The organism is Actinomycetospora lemnae (assembly GCF_028737315.1).
Taxonomy (GTDB): Bacteria; Actinomycetota; Actinomycetes; order Mycobacteriales; family Pseudonocardiaceae; genus Actinomycetospora; species Actinomycetospora lemnae.
In genome coordinates this window covers 127999-142825 of record NZ_JAQZAO010000009.1, presented here as the reverse complement: position 1 = coordinate 142825, position 14827 = coordinate 127999, and the positions used below count along the sequence as shown (strand labels likewise).

Below are 14827 nucleotides of genomic sequence, written 5' to 3'. Positions count from 1 at the left end.
AGCGCCGGTACGTGTTCCAGGTGTGGACGTGCGCGGCGTTCGCGGCGGTGTGGGTCGTGGTCGCCGTGCTGAGTGGCTCGTTGCTGTTCCTCGCCCTTGCCGCCGGCTTCGCCGTCCTCGCCGCGGTCGCCGCGTGGTGCCTGGCCGTCCTGCGGCGTCGAGCAGAGGGCGTCGCGCCCGGGCCCGCCACGACGCCCTGAGCGGGTCGGGACTCACGAGCTGGCGGCGATCCCGGAGCGCGGAAGCCGTCCGACTCCGGGGATGAACCGGCCGACCCGCGACGTGTACTCCGCGTAGTCGGCCCCGTGGGTCTGGAGCAGGTAGGGCTCCTCGACCCCGCGGACCTGCACCTCGACCGCGAGCACGAGGCAGACCAGCGCCGCGAGCTGGAGGACGTTCGGGACCACGAGGGTCAGCCCGGCCAGGCTGGCGATCATCGTCAGGAACACCGGGTTGCGGGACCAGCCGAACACCCCGGACTCGACGAGCTCGGTGCGCTCGGTCGCCTCGACCCCGATGCGCCACGAGCGGCCCATCGCCTGCTGCGCGCCGACCGTGCCGACGAAGCCGGCCAGCGCCAGGAGGAAACCGAGCCACGGCACGGCGGGCACGCGGTCGAGCGGGAGCAGCGGGCCGACCAGTCCCAGGGTGCCGAGCAGGAGGCCGGCGAGTCCCAGGACGAGCGCGGCCACGAACGACACCGCCCCCCACCACGCCGGGGAGCGGGGCTCGCGCAGTGGTCGTCGGAAGCCCGCGTCCCCACCGGTCCGGGCTCGGTGCAGCCAGCTCTGGACCCCGAAGCACACGGTGAGTCCGCCCACGTACAGAAGCAGTGCCGTCAGCTCCATGACTTCCTCCTGACATATGCAGACATGTGCATGAGAGCACGACCGTCAAGGGGTTCGGACTTTGCGCTCGTCAGCGAGCCACCGAGGCCATCGCACACCACGCGGACGAGACCGGTGACCGTCCGGCGTCCTCGTCGGAGTTACCGTCGCCCGGTCGGTGGCTCGATCACAGTTCGAGTCGCGCCGATGGGAGGGACGACGGACGCGGAGGGCCTCGCCCTCCACGCGAGGAGGAGCGAACCCATCAGCGAGAAGACGGCATCCACGACCGGCCGGCACCGGATGACGGCGGCGCCTCGGTCTCGAGGCGCACGACGGAGGCCGTGGTGGGCCGCGGCCGGCGTCTCGATAGGCGTCTTGGCGGCGGTCGGCGGGCTCGCCGTGCCGGCGCTGGCGGAGAGCACCCCACCGGCGAATCCCGAGGCCAGCCCGGTCGCGCAGGCAGCACACAGTGAGGCCGTGGTGCCGGGAACGCCGTGTTCGGCGTCCGCGCGGGCGTGCGTCGATCTCGAGTCGCAGCGTGCATGGCTGATCCGCGACCGCCAGGTGGTCCGCGGGCCGATGACCATCTCCTCGGGTGGAGAAGGTCAGGCGACTCCGGTGGGGCACTCGTTCCGCGTGTACCGCAAGGAGGAGCACCACGTCAGCGGGGAGTCGACCACCCGCGACGGCCGTCCCGCGCCGATGCCGTACTCGACGTTCTTCGCCGACGGCGGCATCGCCTTCCACGCGGGCGACCCCTCCCGCTCGTCGGCCGGGTGCATCCGCATGGAGACCCCCGATGCCCAGGCGACCTTCGCCGAGCTCCAGAACGGCGACAAGGTCCAGGTCGTGAACGCGTCCCAGGAAGCCGCCGCCCGGGGTGCGTAGCGCCCCGACGACGGGCCACGTCACCGCGCCGTTACTATCCGAGACCAACCGGTGACCGTACGTAGGACCGCGATGGTGGGTCGACCGTTCGACGGCTGAGCGCCAGACCTGACGCGGAAGAACCGCAGGCACCAGCAGCCCACGGAGGCGAGAGTGGACGCAGCGATGCGGACGACCCACCCTCGGACCTGCTCAGGCCCCCGCTGGCCGGCAATCGCTGCAGCCGCGGCCACCTTCGTCGCCTCGGTCCTCCTCGACCTCGTCGGCGGCGCCAGTCTCGGGCACGTCGTCGCCCTCGGCTCGGTGTCGGCCGTGGTCGGGCTGCTCCGGCTCCACCGCTTCGGGCGGGAACACCGCGTCGCCGCGTTCTTGGCCAGCGCCACGGTCCTGGCGCAGCCGGCGCTCCACGCCGCCGGCGAGGTGTGGGATCGCACCACCGCGGACCTGACGGCTGCACACAGCGCCGTGCACCTTGGCCTGCTCGTCGGCTACGTCGTGGTCGCCGTCGCGATGGTCCTGCTCGTGGCGGCCGTGGACGTGGTGCTGCTGGCGTGCGCCGAGGCCGTCCACCGGCTCGCTCGCTGCCTGCGGTCGCTGATCTCCGACGCGCCCGAGGACTCGACCTCCGAGCGACCGGCGGTGACGAGGCCGGCGCGAGCGACCGTCTCCCTGGTCTGGGTCGCCTATGCGGTGCGGCGGGGTCCGCCGCGGCTCGCCGTCGCTGACTAGTCGACCTCGCTCCACGGACCCGAAGCGCCTCTCGCCCCCGACGAGAACGGCCTCGAGTGGACCGGCGATGCGTGGGAGCCGTCGGCGACGACCCGCCCCGACGCTCCCCACCTCCGCCCGAGAGGCACCCCCGATGAACGTGCAGGAACAGCAACGGCCGCCTCGGCCGCCCGACCCCGCGGGCGTTGTCGCGCTCCAGCCACGCGGGCGCCCGGCGCCCCGCGCCCAGCGGCCCGACGAGGCCCTCACCTCCCCGCTTCCCCGGCAGCGAGGCCACGGTGGTCACGGCTTCCTCGACGCCGTCGCGAGCGTGGCGACCGCGCCGTTCCCCAGCGGTCACCTCTGCGGTCTCGCCGCGCCCGAACCTCCTCCCGCACCGGCGGAACCCGCTCCGGACCATCGAGGGTTCGCGTGGCTGCTGCTGATCGGCGGCGCCATCGGGCTGCTGGTGTCGGTGGTGCGCGCCGCGGAGAACGCGGTGGTGTTCGACCTCGTGCCGGCCTGCGGAGAAGGAGCCGGGCCGGTGTGCGAACCGGCCGCCGCGAGTCCTTGGGGCCATCTCGTCCCCTTGATCGGGATCGCCGGTTTCGCCGCCGTCGCCGCCATCGGCACCATCGCCACCGCCGGGGTCACGCTGTCGCGCCAGGTCGGGGTCGGGCTGCTCGCCGCAGTCTCGACCGGCACGGCGATCGCCCACTGGTCACTCGTCCAGAGCCTCTTCCTCGCCGACGCGCTGTGCGCCTACTGCGTTGCCGCCTGCCTCGTCGCGATCCCCTTGTTCTGGTCCACGGTCGTGACCGCCTACAAGGAGGCGTGGCTTCCCCTGCCGGCCGCCGCACGCGGTCTCGTCGAGCACGACCGCTGGGTCGTCGGCTGCTGGTCCCTCGCGGTCCTGACGGCCGTCTTCCTGACCAGCGACTGGTACGAGAGCGATCCGGTGGAGGGCGGCGCGTTCGGCGCCGTCGCTTTGATCTCCGCGGCGACCGTGCTCGGCGCCTGGCTCGCCAGCCGCTATTCCGGCCGCGTGGGGCTGTGGCTCTCGCTGGCCTCAGCGATGATGCTGGCCAGCGCGCTGACCGACATCGTCCCGGACGTCTGGCACGTCTCCGAGGAAGCGGCCGCTGTGGATGCCGGTCCTCGCGCTCGTAGCCGGCTTCGTCGTCGTGACATGGTTCACCCGCAGAGGCTGCGGCCACGGCCACGATGACGAGCCCTCGGACCAGGGCCCGCCCACCGGGGGGCACCGTCCTGCGGGCGCCGACCGACCGGCTGCCCTCGGTGGTGTGGGAGCCGCGGCCGCGCTCACGGTGCACCGCGTGATCGAGGGGGCGACGCTCGCGCTGACCCCGTCGGTGCCGGTCATCGCGGCGCTGCTCGTGCACTCGGCCAGCGAGGGCCTCGCCCTCGCCGCGCTCTTCAAGCAGGCGCGGCAGAGCATGGTGCCGTGGCTCGTGATCGCCGTCCTCGGGCCCGTCGCCGGAGTCATCGTGGCGTCCGTGAGCCCGCTGCCGGAGACGATCGTGCCCATCCTGCTCGCGCTGGTGGCCGGGGTCCTGCTCCGCACGGCGATGGTCGGCATCGGCATGGCACGGGACAAGCGCCGCACCGGCGAGCTCCGGAACTGGCACATCGGCGCCGCCGTGGCCGCCGCCACCGCGCTCGGGGCCCTCACGCTCGTCGGCCACTGAGATGTCCGTCGAGGCCGATACCCATAGCCGCATGCGCATGCGTGCATGTATTGTTCGAGCCATGGGGCACGGACATGGTCATGGGCACGGAGGCTCGGACGGCCGCAAGCTGACGATCGCGCTCGCGATCACCGCGACGGTGCTCATCAGCGGTGCGGTCGGTGCTGTCGTCACCGGGTCGCTGGCGCTGCTCGCCGACCTGGGGCACCAGGTGACCGACGTCGCCGCCCTGATCGCGGCCGTCGTCGCCGCCCGGCTCGCCCAGCGTCCGCCGAGCACCCGACGCACCTTCGGTCTCGGCCGCGCCGAGGTACTCGGCGCGGCGCTCAACGCCCTCGCTCTGCTGGCGGTCACCGTCTGGGTGGCGATCGAGGCGTTCGAGCGCCTCGGGGATCCGACGCCCGTGCCGGGACTGGGCCTGCTGATGTTCGGCGCGATCGGGCTGGTCGGCAACCTGGTCGCGCTGCTGGTGCTCAGCCGTGGTGCCGCCGAGAACATGAACGTCCGCGGTGCGGCGCTGCACGTCCTCGGCGACGCGCTCGGTTCGGTGGCGGTCCTGGTGGCCGCCGCGGTGACCTTGACGACCGGGTGGGTCTACGCCGACACGGTGGCTTCACTCGCCATCGTCGCGATCCTCGTCCCGCGCACCGTCGCGCTGCTGCGCGAGGCATCGCACTTGCTCCTCGAGGGCGCGCCGGCCGGGATCGACGTCGAGGAGGTGCGCTCGACGCTGCTCGCCCTCCCCGGCGTCGAGGAGGTGCACGACCTTCACGTCTGGGCCATCAACGACCGCAACCCGGCCGTCTCGGCACATCTGGTGATCGGTCAGGACGGTTGCGCCACCGCCGACTGCGGAGAGCACGGTGTGCTCGACGCGGCGACGGCTGTGCTGGAGGAACGGTTCGCGCTGCACCACAGCACGCTGCAGGTAGAAGCGGCGGCGCACGCGGCCCACGAGTCCGCCTGCGTGCCCCCCGAACCGTCGCCGGCGGTCTCAGCTTCGGCGAACGTCTGACCGCAGGGGTAGGAGGAGGCACCGCGCCTTTGCCACACGAGCTCGTTCCGACATGTCACCATCGGATCGCCGGCTCCGAACGCCGTCCCTCCCCCCGGGACGAAGTTCGGGGCCGGCCTCAGGCCCCGCCGGCGAGCGCCGAGCCCTGCCGGTACTCCTCCCAGGGGATCGTCCAGTCGGGCGATGTCCCCGTCGCGGGTGGTCAGGGGCGGCTCGAGCCGACGATCTCCACTGGGTCGCCCATCTGCACCCAGTCGTAGAAGAAGCGCCCGTTGGCCGGCGACAGGTTCACGCAGCCGTGGGAGACGTTGCTGCGGTCCTGCTGGCGCACCGTGTCCGCGTTGACGTGCACGAACTCGCCGTTGTTCGAGATGCGCACGGCCAGGGGGAGATCCTCGTCGTAGAACCCGGGCTGGCCCTCGGCGGGGCCGCCCCACGTGTCCCGAGCGCATCCGCTTGACCTCGTGCTTCTCGAACGCGACGTGCACGCCGTGCTGCGTCGGGTAGACGTCGCGGCCGTAGGAGGCCGGCAGACTCCGCAGCTCCTGCCCGTCCTGGTAGAGCACGAGCGTGTGGGCGTTGACGTCGCCCCGGGCCCGCTGGTCGCGGCCGACGGTGAACGAGAACGAGCGGTCCTCCTCGCCGTAGACGCCCTCGCCGCTGTCGACGCCGAACAGGCGCGCCTCCACGGCGACCTGCGTGCCGGGGCGCCAGTACTCCTTCGGGCGCCAGTTGAGCTGCTCGTCGGACATCCACGGAACGAGCCCTCGGTGGGCACCGAGGTGGTCACCGACACCCGGCGCTCGACGGCGGCACGGTCGGTGACGGGCGCGTCGAAGGTGATCGAGATCGGCATGGCCACGCCGACGGTCTGGCCGTCGGTGGGCCGAATGCTCGCGCAGGTAGCAGCCCGCCATGTTGGCTGAGGTGTCCATTTCAGGGCGGTGGTCCAGGTGGATGACCTCGGCGCCGAGATGTCGCACGAAGGCGTAACCGCCGCCGTCGTACTGCTCGACCGTCAGGTGAGGAAGCCGCGATGAGAAGTCCAACGCTTCGGCCATGTCCCGGACCGGGAGGATCGGGATAGCCACCAGGCGTTGGGTCATGGCGCTCAGTGTCCCGGGAGACAACAGCCGCGCGGCACGCACGAACCATGACCCACGGGCCGATGACCGAGCTGGGCATAGGACGCCTGCGCCGCTGTCTTCAACGAGGTCGGGCCCGGCCCGACCACCGGGGGCCGGTCGACTCGACCAGCCATGCGAGCTTTACAGATGGGCGTCGTTCGTCCGTCTCTTGATGGTCGTCTAACTAGGGGTTGTTGGCTGCTTCGACGTCTGTGAAGATAGAAGTATGTCGAAGCACGAGGAGCGAGTGCCTCCGGGGCTGGTGGAGCAGTTGGGGTGCTACTCCCCGCTGGTCCGTGAGCCGCTGTCGGGCGAGCAGGCCGGGGAGCTGTCCCGGCTGTTCAAGGCGATGGGTGACCCGGTGCGGCTGCGGTTGCTGTCCCTGATCGCCTCGCACGCCGGGGGCGAGGCGTGCGTCTGCGACCTGACCGAGGTGTTCGACCTGTCGGGCCCGACGATCAGCCACCACCTCAAGGTGCTCCGGGAGGCGGGCCTGATCACCGGTGAGCGGCGCGCGACGTGGGTGTACTACCGCATCCAGCCCGAGGTGCTCGAGGCGCTGGCCGCCGTGCTCGTCCCGGCCGCGCCGGACACGGTGCCGAACGGGCTCGGGGACGTCGTGCCGCAAACTCGCCACGAGCTCCCGGTGGTGGAGGCGTGAGCACCGAGAACCTGACCTCGAACGACCCGAACGAGGCCGGCGTCGTCGCGAAGCTCTCCACGCTCGACCGGTTCCTGCCGCTCTGGATTCTCGCGGCGATGGTCGTGGGGCTGCTGGCCGGTCGGCTGGTCCCGGGCCTCGGCGAAGCCCTGGGCGCGGTCGCGCTCGACGGGGTCTCGCTCCCGATCGCGCTCGGGCTGCTGATCATGATGTATCCGGTGCTGGCCAAGGTGCGCTACGACCGCCTCGACACCGTCACCAGCGACAAGCGGCTCCTGGTCTCCTCGCTCATCCTGAACTGGCTGATCGGGCCGGCCCTGATGTTCGCGCTGGCCTGGCTGCTGCTGCCCGACCTGCCCGAGTACCGCACCGGTCTGATCATCGTCGGGCTCGCCCGTTGCATCGCGATGGTCATCATCTGGAACGACCTCGCCTGCGGCGACCGCGAGGCCGCCGCCGTGCTCGTCGCGCTCAACAGCGTGTTCCAGGTGATCGCCTTCGGCGCGCTGGGCTGGTTCTACCTCGCCGTCCTGCCCGGCTGGCTGGGCCTGTCCACCGCCGGCCTCGACGTCTCCGCGTGGGCGATCGTCCGCTCTGTGCTGATCTTCCTGGGCATCCCGCTGCTCGCCGGCTACCTCACCCGAAGGCTGGGGGAGCGGGCGAAGGGCCGCACGTGGTACGAGGAGCGCTTCCTGCCGCGCATCGGGCCGTTCGCTCTCTACGGGCTGCTGTTCACCATCGTCGTGCTCTTCGCCCTGCAGGGCGACGCCATCACCAGCCGACCCCTCGACGTGGTCCGGATCGCGCTGCCGCTGCTCGTCTACTTCGCGGTGATGTGGGCCGGCTCGTACGCCTTCGGCCGCGCCGTCGGCCTGAACTACGAGCGGACGACCACGCTGGCCTTCACGGCCGCGGGCAACAACTTCGAGCTCGCCATCGCCGTCGCCATCGCGACCTTCGGCGCCACCTCCGGCCAGGCCCTCGCCGGGGTCGTCGGTCCCCTGATCGAGGTCCCGGTGCTGGTGGCGTTGGTCTACGTCTCCCTCTGGCTTCGGCGTCGCCTGTTCCCCGCACCGGCGCCGCTGTCCGCTGCCGACAGTTCAGCATCCACCCACTCGCAACGGAGCCAGTGATGACCGAGACCTACCAGCGCCACGACCTGTCGATCGACCAGCGTCTCGCGCTCAAGACCGCGGCGACGAACCTGCAGCGCGAGTTCGCCGAGACCTTCGGGCTCGAGACGATCGAGCGCTTCCTGCACTCGTCCTACGACGAGTTCGCCGGCCGCGCGACGATCATCAAGTTCCTGCCGCTGCTCGCGGAGCGCTTCGCCCGCCAGCGCCTGCAGGCTCTGGCGAAGGTCGAGGGACTGTCCCACGACGAGCGCCCGACGGTGCTGTTCCTGTGCACCCACAACGCCGGCCGCTCGCAGATGGCGCTCGGGTTCTTCACCCACCTCGCCGGTGAGCAGGCTGTGGCCTGGTCGGGCGGCTCGGAGCCGGCCAGCGAGGTCAACCCGGCCGCGGTGGCCGCGATGGCCGAGGTCGGGATCGACATCTCCACCGAGTTCCCGAAGCCCTGGACCGACGAGGTCGTCCGCGCCGCGGACGTGGTCATCACCATGGGCTGCGGCGACGCCTGCCCGGTGTTCCCCGGCAAGCGCTACGAGGAGTGGGTCCTGGAGGACCCGGCGGGGCTCGACCTCGACGCCACCCGACCCATCCGCGACGAGGTCGAGCGCCGCGTCCGCGGCCTGCTCAACGACATCGGCGCCACCCCGCTGCACTCCACCGCCCGCTGAGGCACCGGGGCGGGCACCTGCCCGCGCACCGCAGGTCCCCGCCCCCCGGCTCCTGCTCCCTCAGCCACGCGACACCCCGCAGCTCCCCTTCCCAGGAAGGCCCTCCCGTGCACCTCGTCGCGATCGATGGCAGCGACGCCGGCATCTCCGCCGCGCTGCGCGCCCGCGAACTCGACCCCTCGACCGACGTCACGGTCGTGGTCGCCGACGCCTACCCGAACTTCTCGATCTGCGGCATCCCCTACTACGTCTCCGGGGAGGTCACCCACTGGCGCAACCTGGCCCACCGCACCCACGCCGACCTCGAGGCCACCGGCATGGCCCTGCGTCTGAACACCACCGCCACCGGCATCGACGTCGAGGGCCGCCGGCTCGCCCCGCGCGACGCCGAGGGCCGGGAAGACACGCTGGTCTACGACGAGCTGGTCGTACGTCTTCGCCGCGGGCGACTGCGTGATCACCCACCACCTACAGCTCGGCGTCACCTACCTGCCACTCGGGACCACGGCCCACAAGCAGGGGCGTGTGGCCGGGGAGAATGCCCTCGGTGGCGACCGACGGTTCACCGGCAGTCTCGGAACCCAGGTCGTCAAGGTGTTCGACGTCGTCGCCGCCCGCACCGGGCTGCGCGACCACGAGGCCGTCGCGGCCGGACTCTCCCCGGCGACCGTGACCGCCAGCCCCGACGATCACAAGGCCTACTACCCGGGCGCCACCCCGATCCACATCGCCGTCACGGGCGACGCGGACTCGGGTGCGCTGCTCGGAGCCCAGCTGATCGGGCGCCGGGCGCCGAAGTCGCCAAGCGCGTCGACACCTTCGCCACCGCGCTGTTCCACCGGATGAGCGTGGATGCCGTCAGCGAGCTGGACCTCTCCTACACCCCGCCGCTGGGCTCGCCCTGGGACGCCGTCCAGATGGCCACCCAGGCCTGGGTGCGCACGCAGGGCGCCGCACCGGTGCTGCTTACCGAACCCGTACCTGCCGGGGACATATCTCGGCGGTGAGCTACCTGTTCGCCGATCATGTCTCGAGCCGAGGCGCACGTCGGACGTGTGGTCAGGGTTCGGCGGCAGGTCGGGGGCTCAAGGCTCCGAGAATGGTGGCCACCTGCTGCAGGTCGAGGCCGCTGAGGCTGTAGCGGTTGCTCCGGCCCGCGGGCGACGAGTCGACCAAGCCCGCATCGCGTAGGTGGGCCAGGTGGTAGGAGACCGTCGACTGCGCCAAGCCCGTGACCTCTTCCAGCTCACGAACCGAGTGAGCTCCGTCGGCGAGCCACAGCACGATCAGCAAACGGTCCTGATTGCCGAGGGCCTGCAGGGTGGGTGCCCAGGTCGTCGCCAGAGCGCGACAGCGCTCGACCTCGTTCGAGTCCGCGGGCATCGGATAATGGTAGTAGCATCAGCGTTTGTCGATATCAGCGCCGAAGTCCGCTACTGTGGTCAAGGTGGGGATCCGTGCAGCGCCGCCGACCGATCACCAGGCCGTGGCTCGTCGCATTCGACGAGTCTCCTGGTCGAGCCTCGTCTGGCTCGGCATCGAGGGCGTGGTCGCCACCGCCGTGGGGATCGCCACCGGTTCGGTCGCCTTACTGGGCTACGGACTCGACAGTGCGATCCAGAGTCTGGGCAGCGGCGTGATCATCTGGCGGTTCACCGGGCGCCGCATCACCTCGGCCGACGCCGAGCGACGAGCCCAACGGGTCGTGGCCGTCAGCTTCTTCCTGCTCGCGCCCTACATCGCGGGAGCGGCTCTGACTCAACTCCTGACCGCTACTCCACCGCATGCCAGCTGGGCAGGAGTGGCGCTTGCCGCGATCGGCATGATCTTGATGCCAGTGTTCGGTCGTGCGAAGCGCCGCCTCGGAGTGGAGGCGGGCTCAGCGGCGACGAGCGGTGAGGGCAGCCAACACCTCATCTGCGCCGCGCTCTCCGCGACGATCCTCACGGGGCTCGTGCTCAACGCGACGCTCGGATGGTGGTGGGCCGATCCCACGGCAGCACTGGTTCTCGCGGTGGCGTCGCTCGGCACCGGTATCCGCACGTGGCGCGGGCGGGGCTGCTGACCTCGCGGCCCGCGGCTTCGAGCCCTCAGCATGAGCGTCGACGACGTTGGCGAGCTGAACCGCTCCTACACCCCGCCGCTCGGGTCGCCCTGGGATGCGGTCCAGATGGGCACCCAGGCCTGGCTGCGTACGCAGGGTGGCTGCGCCCGTGCTGCTCAGCGAACCCGTCCGGGCGGCCGGGACCATCCATTGAGCTCCGGAGCCCTAACCTTTCGCCCCGTCGCTCCTCTCCAGCCCGCGCTGTCCGAGGCCGAGCTGACACTTGCAACCGGTACCCAAGTACGGGCTTACCGTCGTCGGTGTGGCGCTGGGCATGGCGCCGGAGGACGAGGGTGAGAGCGATGACGTGGGTTCCGGAGTCGTGCACGTTGCCGACGGTGGAGCAGCCGTTGCGGGTGGCGGAGTTCGACGACCTGTTCGCGAGCGCGGTGCGGCCGGCCGAGCGCGTCGACCGCACCAGGCTGCGGGTGCACCTGCCGGCCGGTGCCGAGACGGTGTCGGTGACGCGGGAGCTGGTCGCCCGGGAGACCGGGTGCTGCTCGTTCTTCTCCTTCGACCTGGCTCCGTCCGACGTCGAGACGGCGTTGGAGGTGCGGGTTCCGGAGTCGCAGACCGCGGTGCTCGATGCGATGCAGCAGCGGGCTGAGGCGGCGCGTGCGGCAGGTGTGCGGGCGTGAGCGAGGGGCTGCGAACGGGCGAGCTGGCCGCAGCGGCGGGGGTCAACGTGCAAACCCTGCGCTACTACGAACGTCGCGGGCTGTTGGACGAGCCGGACCGCACGCTGGGTGGGCATCGGGTCTACGCGCCCGAGACCGTCACGGTGCTGCGGGTGATCAAGGCGGCGCAGCGGCTCGGGTTCACCCTCGACGACGTCGCGGACCTGGTGGAGGCGGGCCGTCATCACCACCGCCGCCGAGCCGGCGACGGGTTGCAGGCCCGAGCGGCGGCGAAGCTGGCCGAGGTGGAGGCCAAGCTCGCTGACCTCGCCATCATCCGCGACACGCTGCGCGCTGCGCTCGACGCCGGCTGCGACGACCTGATGACCTGCGCGGAGACCGACTGTTGCCCGCTGCCCTTCGTCGAGCTCGGCTCGGTCTCGGGGTCGCGGTCGTGACCGCTCGAACCGGCCGCCCCGCGCAGGGAGGTTGGCCTGCGGGGCTGGCGGGTCTTGCCGGTGTGGCGTGCGCGGCGTGCTGCGCGGTGCCGTTGCTCGCCACCGCCGGGCTGGTCGCGGGTGGGGGCGTGCTCAGCGGGGTCCTGGGGTGGCTGCCCGGTCTCGCGGTGGCGCTCGCGGTCGTCGCTGCGCTCGTGATCCTGCTGCCCAGGTGGGTGCGGGTCCGGCGCGGGCGGGACAGCGGGTGCGGCGGGGAGGCCGGGTGCGGCTGCACCGCCGAGGTTCGGGACGGGTCGACGAGTCGATCTACGCTCGCATCGTGACCGTTGCGCGATCCGTCGTCCTGTTCGTCCTCGCGGCGTTGGCCGAGATCGGCGGCGCGTGGCTGGTGTGGCAGGGCGTGCGGGAGCACCGCGGTTGGCTGTGGATCGGTGCCGGCGTCCTCGCCCTGGGCGTCTACGGGTTCGTGGCGACGCTGCAGCCCGACGCGAACTTTGGACGCATCCTCGCTGCCTACGGCGGGATATTCGTGGCCGGTTCGCTGCTCTGGGGGGTCGTGCTCGACGGATTCCGGCCCGACCGCTGGGACGTCATCGGCGCGTTGATCTGCCTCGTCGGCGTCGCGGTCATCATGTACGGCCCACGACCAGTCTGAGGAAGGTGCCGGTGAGCGAGCAGAACAAGGCGGTCGTGCGCCGGCTCATCGACGAAGTCATGAACGCCGGCCACCTCGACGTCCTCGACGACATCTACACACCGCGCCTGGCCGCCGCAGCAAAGGCGTGGATCACCCCGTTCCGTGCGTCGTTCCCCGACGTCCACATGCGCATCGTCACCCTCGTTGCTGAAGGCGACACCGTCGTGGGGCGCTTCCTGTGCTCGGGCACGCAGCACGGCGAATGGCAAGGACATCCGCCCACCGGGCAACGGTTCGAGCGAGTCGCCGAGGTCTACTTCTTCGAGGTGCGCGACGGCAAGATCGCGTCGGCGTGGGGCCTGGAGGACAACCTGTCGCGGATGACCCAGCTCGGCCACCTCGACCTGGACGAAGCTGCGGCAGGCAACTCGTGATGCGTCGGTAGACCAAGAAGCGGTCGTAGTGATCGACGCGAAGCATGACTTCACGACGGGTGTCCTGTCGGAGGACCATGCACGGGATGGACCGACAGATCGTCCATGAGGAGATGGAGCGGGCCCGGGCGAGCTTTCACCAGCTCTGGGCGGGAGCGAGTGAGGTCGAGCTGCACCGCGGCTCGTCCGGCACCCGCTGGACGAACCAGCAGCTCCTGTTCCACATGCTGCTCGGCTATCTGATCATGCGGGCGCTGATGAACCTGGTCCGGGTGTTCGGTCGCCTGCCCGACGGTGCCGGTCGGGCGTACGCGCGGCTGCTGAACGCGGCGACCGGGCCCTTCGACGCCGCGAACTTCCTCGGGTCCTGGGCCGGTGGGTCCACCCTCGGCCGCCGCGGGCAGACGGCTCTCTTCGACCGCGTGATCGCGGCGCTGCATCGTCGCCTGGACGGGGAGACGGACGCGGCCCTGGCTCGCGGGATGCACTACCCCACGCGGTGGGACCCGTTCTTCCACGACTACATGACCCTCGCGGACCTCTACCGCTTCCCGACCCAGCACTTCGAGTTCCACCGCCGTCAGCTCACGCTCGACGACGGTTGAGCTCGGCGGCGGGCACGGTCGCGAGGGCCAACATGGCGGCCGCGAGCGAAGCCGCAGCCAGTATGACGAATACCGGCGGATAGCCCCCGAGCAGGTCGGCCAGGGCGCTGCCGGCCCACGGGGAGATCGCGATGGCGAGCATCACCGGAGCGGTGAGGATGCCGTTGAGCCGGCCGTAGAACCGCGCCGGCCACCGGTCGGAGAGGGCGGTGGCCTGCAGGAGTGTGTAGATGCCGCGGGCGGCGCCGGCGAGCATCGCGGCAGCGATCAGGGCGAGCGGCGGGCCGGGCAGCACGGCGAGCAGAAGTGTCGTGAGAGCGAGCAGTCCGAGGATCAGCACGGCGCGGCCACGGGTGCCGGTGCGGCGGGTGAGCGGGCTGTAGCCCAGGCGTCCGAGGACTTGCCCGACGCCGCCGAGCCCGAGCGCCCACGCGGCCAGGGAGGTCGACATGCCGCGCTCGATGAGCAGCGGGACCTGGTTCACGGTGACCGCGAACGCGGTGAAGGCGCCGAGGCAGACGGCGACGACGAGCAGCACGAACGGGCGGCTGCGGGCGATGGACCCGGCGGTGCGGTCGTCGTCGTCGACGGGCGTGGTCTCGGCGTCCTCGACGGGTTCGGGCCAGCGACCGCGCAGTCCGACCAGGTGCGCCGGGACGGTGACGGCGGCGAGCACCACGGCGAGCACCAGGTAGGTGCCGCGCCAGCCGAACGGGTCGAGCAGCGCCGCGGTCAGCGGCGCGAACACCGTGCTCGCGAGGCCCGCGACCAGGGTGAGCGCGGTAAGTGCCCGGACGCGGTCGCGGCCCCACCAGCGGGTCAGCGCGGCGAAGGCCGGCGGGTAGAAGACCGCGGCCTGGGCGACGCCGACCAGCAGCCACGCGGCGAAGAACCACGGCAGCGACTCGGCTGTGGCGACCGCGACGATCGCCGGGACCCCGATCAGCGAGCCTGCGGTCATCACCCAGCGCGGCCCGCGGCGGTCGAGCAAGCGCCCGACCGGGATGCCGACGAGCGCGGAGACGACCAGGCCGGCGGAGAACGCGGCGGTGACGGTGCTGATCGACCAGCCGGTGTCCTCGGCGAGCGTGGGCGCGAGGACGGGGAACGCGTAGTAGAGGACGCCCCAGCTGGTGATCTCGGTGAGGCAGAGGACGAGCAGCACCCGCCACCGGCCGCGACGCGACAGCCCACCGGAGTCGTCCGGCGGATCGTCGGTCACGGCCGGGGCGG

20 protein-coding genes and 2 pseudogenes are annotated in these 14827 nt (G+C 71.6%); 17 read left to right on the top strand and 5 right to left on the bottom strand.

Annotated elements, in window-relative coordinates; genetic code table 11:
• Positions 1–11 precede the first annotated feature (11 nt).
• Positions 12–200: a hypothetical protein gene (locus tag PGB27_RS20740; RefSeq protein WP_274202295.1), complete on the top strand. Its 189-nt coding sequence runs from the start codon at positions 12–14 to the stop codon at positions 198–200.
• Positions 201–212: 12 nt separating this feature from the next.
• On the opposite strand, the gene PGB27_RS20735 is transcribed toward PGB27_RS20740, so the two are convergent.
• A complete protein-coding gene (locus PGB27_RS20735; RefSeq protein WP_274202294.1) occupies positions 213–848 on the bottom strand; it encodes a methyltransferase family protein in 636 nt (211 codons plus the stop codon).
• Positions 849–1205: 357 nt separating this feature from the next.
• Here PGB27_RS20735 and PGB27_RS20730 point away from each other — a divergent pair, with 357 nt between their 5' ends.
• From PGB27_RS20730 to PGB27_RS20710, 5 genes are all read left to right on the top strand, one after another.
• Positions 1206–1718 (top strand): L,D-transpeptidase, encoded by a 513-nt coding sequence (locus PGB27_RS20730; RefSeq protein ID WP_274202293.1) that lies wholly within the window; start codon positions 1206–1208, stop codon positions 1716–1718.
• Positions 1719–1883: 165 nt separating this feature from the next.
• On the top strand, positions 1884–2447 hold the full coding sequence (locus PGB27_RS20725; protein WP_274202292.1) for a hypothetical protein: 564 nt from the start codon (positions 1884–1886) through the stop codon (positions 2445–2447).
• 310 nt (positions 2448–2757) lie between these two features.
• Positions 2758–3654 carry a vitamin K epoxide reductase family protein gene (locus tag PGB27_RS20720; RefSeq protein WP_274202291.1) on the top strand — a complete coding sequence of 299 codons (897 nt, stop codon included), beginning with the start codon at positions 2758–2760 and terminating at the stop codon, positions 3652–3654.
• Positions 3655–3763: 109 nt separating this feature from the next.
• Positions 3764–4135, top strand: coding sequence for a hypothetical protein (locus PGB27_RS20715; protein ID WP_274202290.1), 372 nt, complete (start codon positions 3764–3766; stop codon positions 4133–4135).
• A 1-nt stretch (position 4136) separates the two neighbouring features.
• Positions 4137–5150 (top strand): cation diffusion facilitator family transporter, encoded by a 1014-nt coding sequence (locus tag PGB27_RS20710; RefSeq protein ID WP_332843845.1) that lies wholly within the window; start codon positions 4137–4139, stop codon positions 5148–5150.
• Between the two features lie 202 nt (positions 5151–5352).
• On the opposite strand, the pseudogene PGB27_RS20705 reads toward PGB27_RS20710, so the two are convergent.
• Positions 5353–5574: pseudogene (locus PGB27_RS20705) on the bottom strand (L,D-transpeptidase); the annotation flags it as partial.
• Between the two features lie 298 nt (positions 5575–5872).
• A pseudogene (locus PGB27_RS20700) lies at positions 5873–6006 on the bottom strand (Ig-like domain-containing protein); the annotation flags it as partial.
• 497 nt (positions 6007–6503) lie between these two features.
• Between PGB27_RS20700 and PGB27_RS20695 the strand changes: the two are divergent.
• The 5 genes from PGB27_RS20695 to PGB27_RS20675 all read left to right on the top strand — a co-directional run bounded on the left by PGB27_RS20695 (position 6504) and on the right by PGB27_RS20675 (position 9746).
• Positions 6504–6938: an ArsR/SmtB family transcription factor gene (locus PGB27_RS20695; RefSeq protein ID WP_274202288.1), complete on the top strand. Its 435-nt coding sequence runs from the start codon at positions 6504–6506 to the stop codon at positions 6936–6938.
• Entirely contained in the window at positions 6935–8071 is a 1137-nt protein-coding gene (arsB, locus tag PGB27_RS20690) for an ACR3 family arsenite efflux transporter (protein ID WP_408630103.1), read from the top strand. The genes PGB27_RS20695 and arsB overlap by 4 nt, the downstream gene beginning before the upstream one ends.
• Positions 8071–8739, top strand: a complete 669-nt coding sequence (locus PGB27_RS20685; RefSeq protein ID WP_274202287.1) for an arsenate reductase ArsC — start codon at positions 8071–8073, stop codon at positions 8737–8739. The genes arsB and PGB27_RS20685 overlap by 1 nt, the downstream gene beginning before the upstream one ends.
• 453 nt (positions 8740–9192) lie before the next feature.
• Positions 9193–9585, top strand: coding sequence for an NAD(P)/FAD-dependent oxidoreductase (locus PGB27_RS20680; RefSeq protein WP_274202286.1), 393 nt, complete (start codon positions 9193–9195; stop codon positions 9583–9585).
• Positions 9582–9746 carry a hypothetical protein gene (locus PGB27_RS20675; protein ID WP_274202285.1) on the top strand — a complete coding sequence of 55 codons (165 nt, stop codon included), beginning with the start codon at positions 9582–9584 and terminating at the stop codon, positions 9744–9746. Before PGB27_RS20680 ends, PGB27_RS20675 begins: the two co-directional genes overlap by 4 nt.
• A 52-nt stretch (positions 9747–9798) precedes the next feature.
• Here PGB27_RS20675 and PGB27_RS20670 read toward each other — a convergent pair whose 3' ends face one another.
• Complete coding sequence (locus PGB27_RS20670; RefSeq protein WP_274202284.1) at positions 9799–10122, bottom strand: ArsR/SmtB family transcription factor; 324 nt, start codon at positions 10120–10122, stop codon at positions 9799–9801.
• A gap of 64 nt (positions 10123–10186) precedes the next feature.
• Between PGB27_RS20670 and PGB27_RS20665 the strand changes: the two genes are divergently transcribed.
• The 6 genes from PGB27_RS20665 (at position 10187) to PGB27_RS20640 (ending at position 13594) form a co-directional block, all read left to right on the top strand.
• Positions 10187–10804, top strand: coding sequence for a cation transporter (locus tag PGB27_RS20665; protein ID WP_274202283.1), 618 nt, complete (start codon positions 10187–10189; stop codon positions 10802–10804).
• A 341-nt stretch (positions 10805–11145) separates the two neighbouring features.
• Positions 11146–11481 (top strand): hypothetical protein, encoded by a 336-nt coding sequence (locus PGB27_RS20660; protein ID WP_274202282.1) that lies wholly within the window; start codon positions 11146–11148, stop codon positions 11479–11481.
• On the top strand, positions 11478–11918 hold the full coding sequence (locus tag PGB27_RS20655; protein ID WP_274202281.1) for a MerR family transcriptional regulator: 441 nt from the start codon (positions 11478–11480) through the stop codon (positions 11916–11918). Before PGB27_RS20660 ends, PGB27_RS20655 begins: the two co-directional genes overlap by 4 nt.
• 319 nt (positions 11919–12237) lie before the next feature.
• Positions 12238–12573 carry a YnfA family protein gene (locus PGB27_RS20650; RefSeq protein ID WP_408630102.1) on the top strand — a complete coding sequence of 112 codons (336 nt, stop codon included), beginning with the start codon at positions 12238–12240 and terminating at the stop codon, positions 12571–12573.
• 11 nt (positions 12574–12584) lie between these two features.
• The gene (locus tag PGB27_RS20645; protein ID WP_274202280.1) at positions 12585–12989 is read left to right on the top strand and encodes an ester cyclase; all 405 of its coding nucleotides are present in this window, start codon (positions 12585–12587) and stop codon (positions 12987–12989) included.
• An 86-nt stretch (positions 12990–13075) separates the two neighbouring features.
• Entirely contained in the window at positions 13076–13594 is a 519-nt protein-coding gene (locus tag PGB27_RS20640; protein ID WP_274202279.1) for a DinB family protein, read from the top strand.
• On the opposite strand, the gene PGB27_RS20635 is transcribed toward PGB27_RS20640, so the two are convergent.
• Positions 13575–14816: an MFS transporter gene (locus tag PGB27_RS20635; protein WP_274202278.1), complete on the bottom strand. Its 1242-nt coding sequence runs from the start codon at positions 14814–14816 to the stop codon at positions 13575–13577. The two genes, PGB27_RS20640 and PGB27_RS20635, sit on opposite strands and share 20 nt — an antisense overlap.
• Positions 14817–14827: the final 11 nt, after the last annotated feature.

Bases quoted from the DNA above. Each gene is read 5' to 3' on its own strand.
- PGB27_RS20695 (WP_274202288.1), top strand. From the start codon at position 6,504: ATGTCGAAGCACGAGGAGCGAGTGCCTCCGGGGCTGGTGGAGCAGTTG.
- PGB27_RS20640 (WP_274202279.1), top strand. From the start codon at position 13,076: ATGGACCGACAGATCGTCCATGAGGAGATGGAGCGGGCCCGGGCGAGC.
- PGB27_RS20710 (WP_332843845.1), top strand. From the start codon at position 4,137: ATGTCCGTCGAGGCCGATACCCATAGCCGCATGCGCATGCGTGCATGT.
- PGB27_RS20675 (WP_274202285.1), top strand. From the start codon at position 9,582: ATGAGCGTGGATGCCGTCAGCGAGCTGGACCTCTCCTACACCCCGCCG.
- PGB27_RS20725 (WP_274202292.1), top strand. From the start codon at position 1,884: ATGCGGACGACCCACCCTCGGACCTGCTCAGGCCCCCGCTGGCCGGCA.
- PGB27_RS20685 (WP_274202287.1), top strand. From the start codon at position 8,071: ATGACCGAGACCTACCAGCGCCACGACCTGTCGATCGACCAGCGTCTC.
- PGB27_RS20735 (WP_274202294.1), bottom strand. From the start codon at position 848: ATGGAGCTGACGGCACTGCTTCTGTACGTGGGCGGACTCACCGTGTGC.
- PGB27_RS20660 (WP_274202282.1), top strand. From the start codon at position 11,146: ATGACGTGGGTTCCGGAGTCGTGCACGTTGCCGACGGTGGAGCAGCCG.
- PGB27_RS20670 (WP_274202284.1), bottom strand. From the start codon at position 10,122: ATGCCCGCGGACTCGAACGAGGTCGAGCGCTGTCGCGCTCTGGCGACG.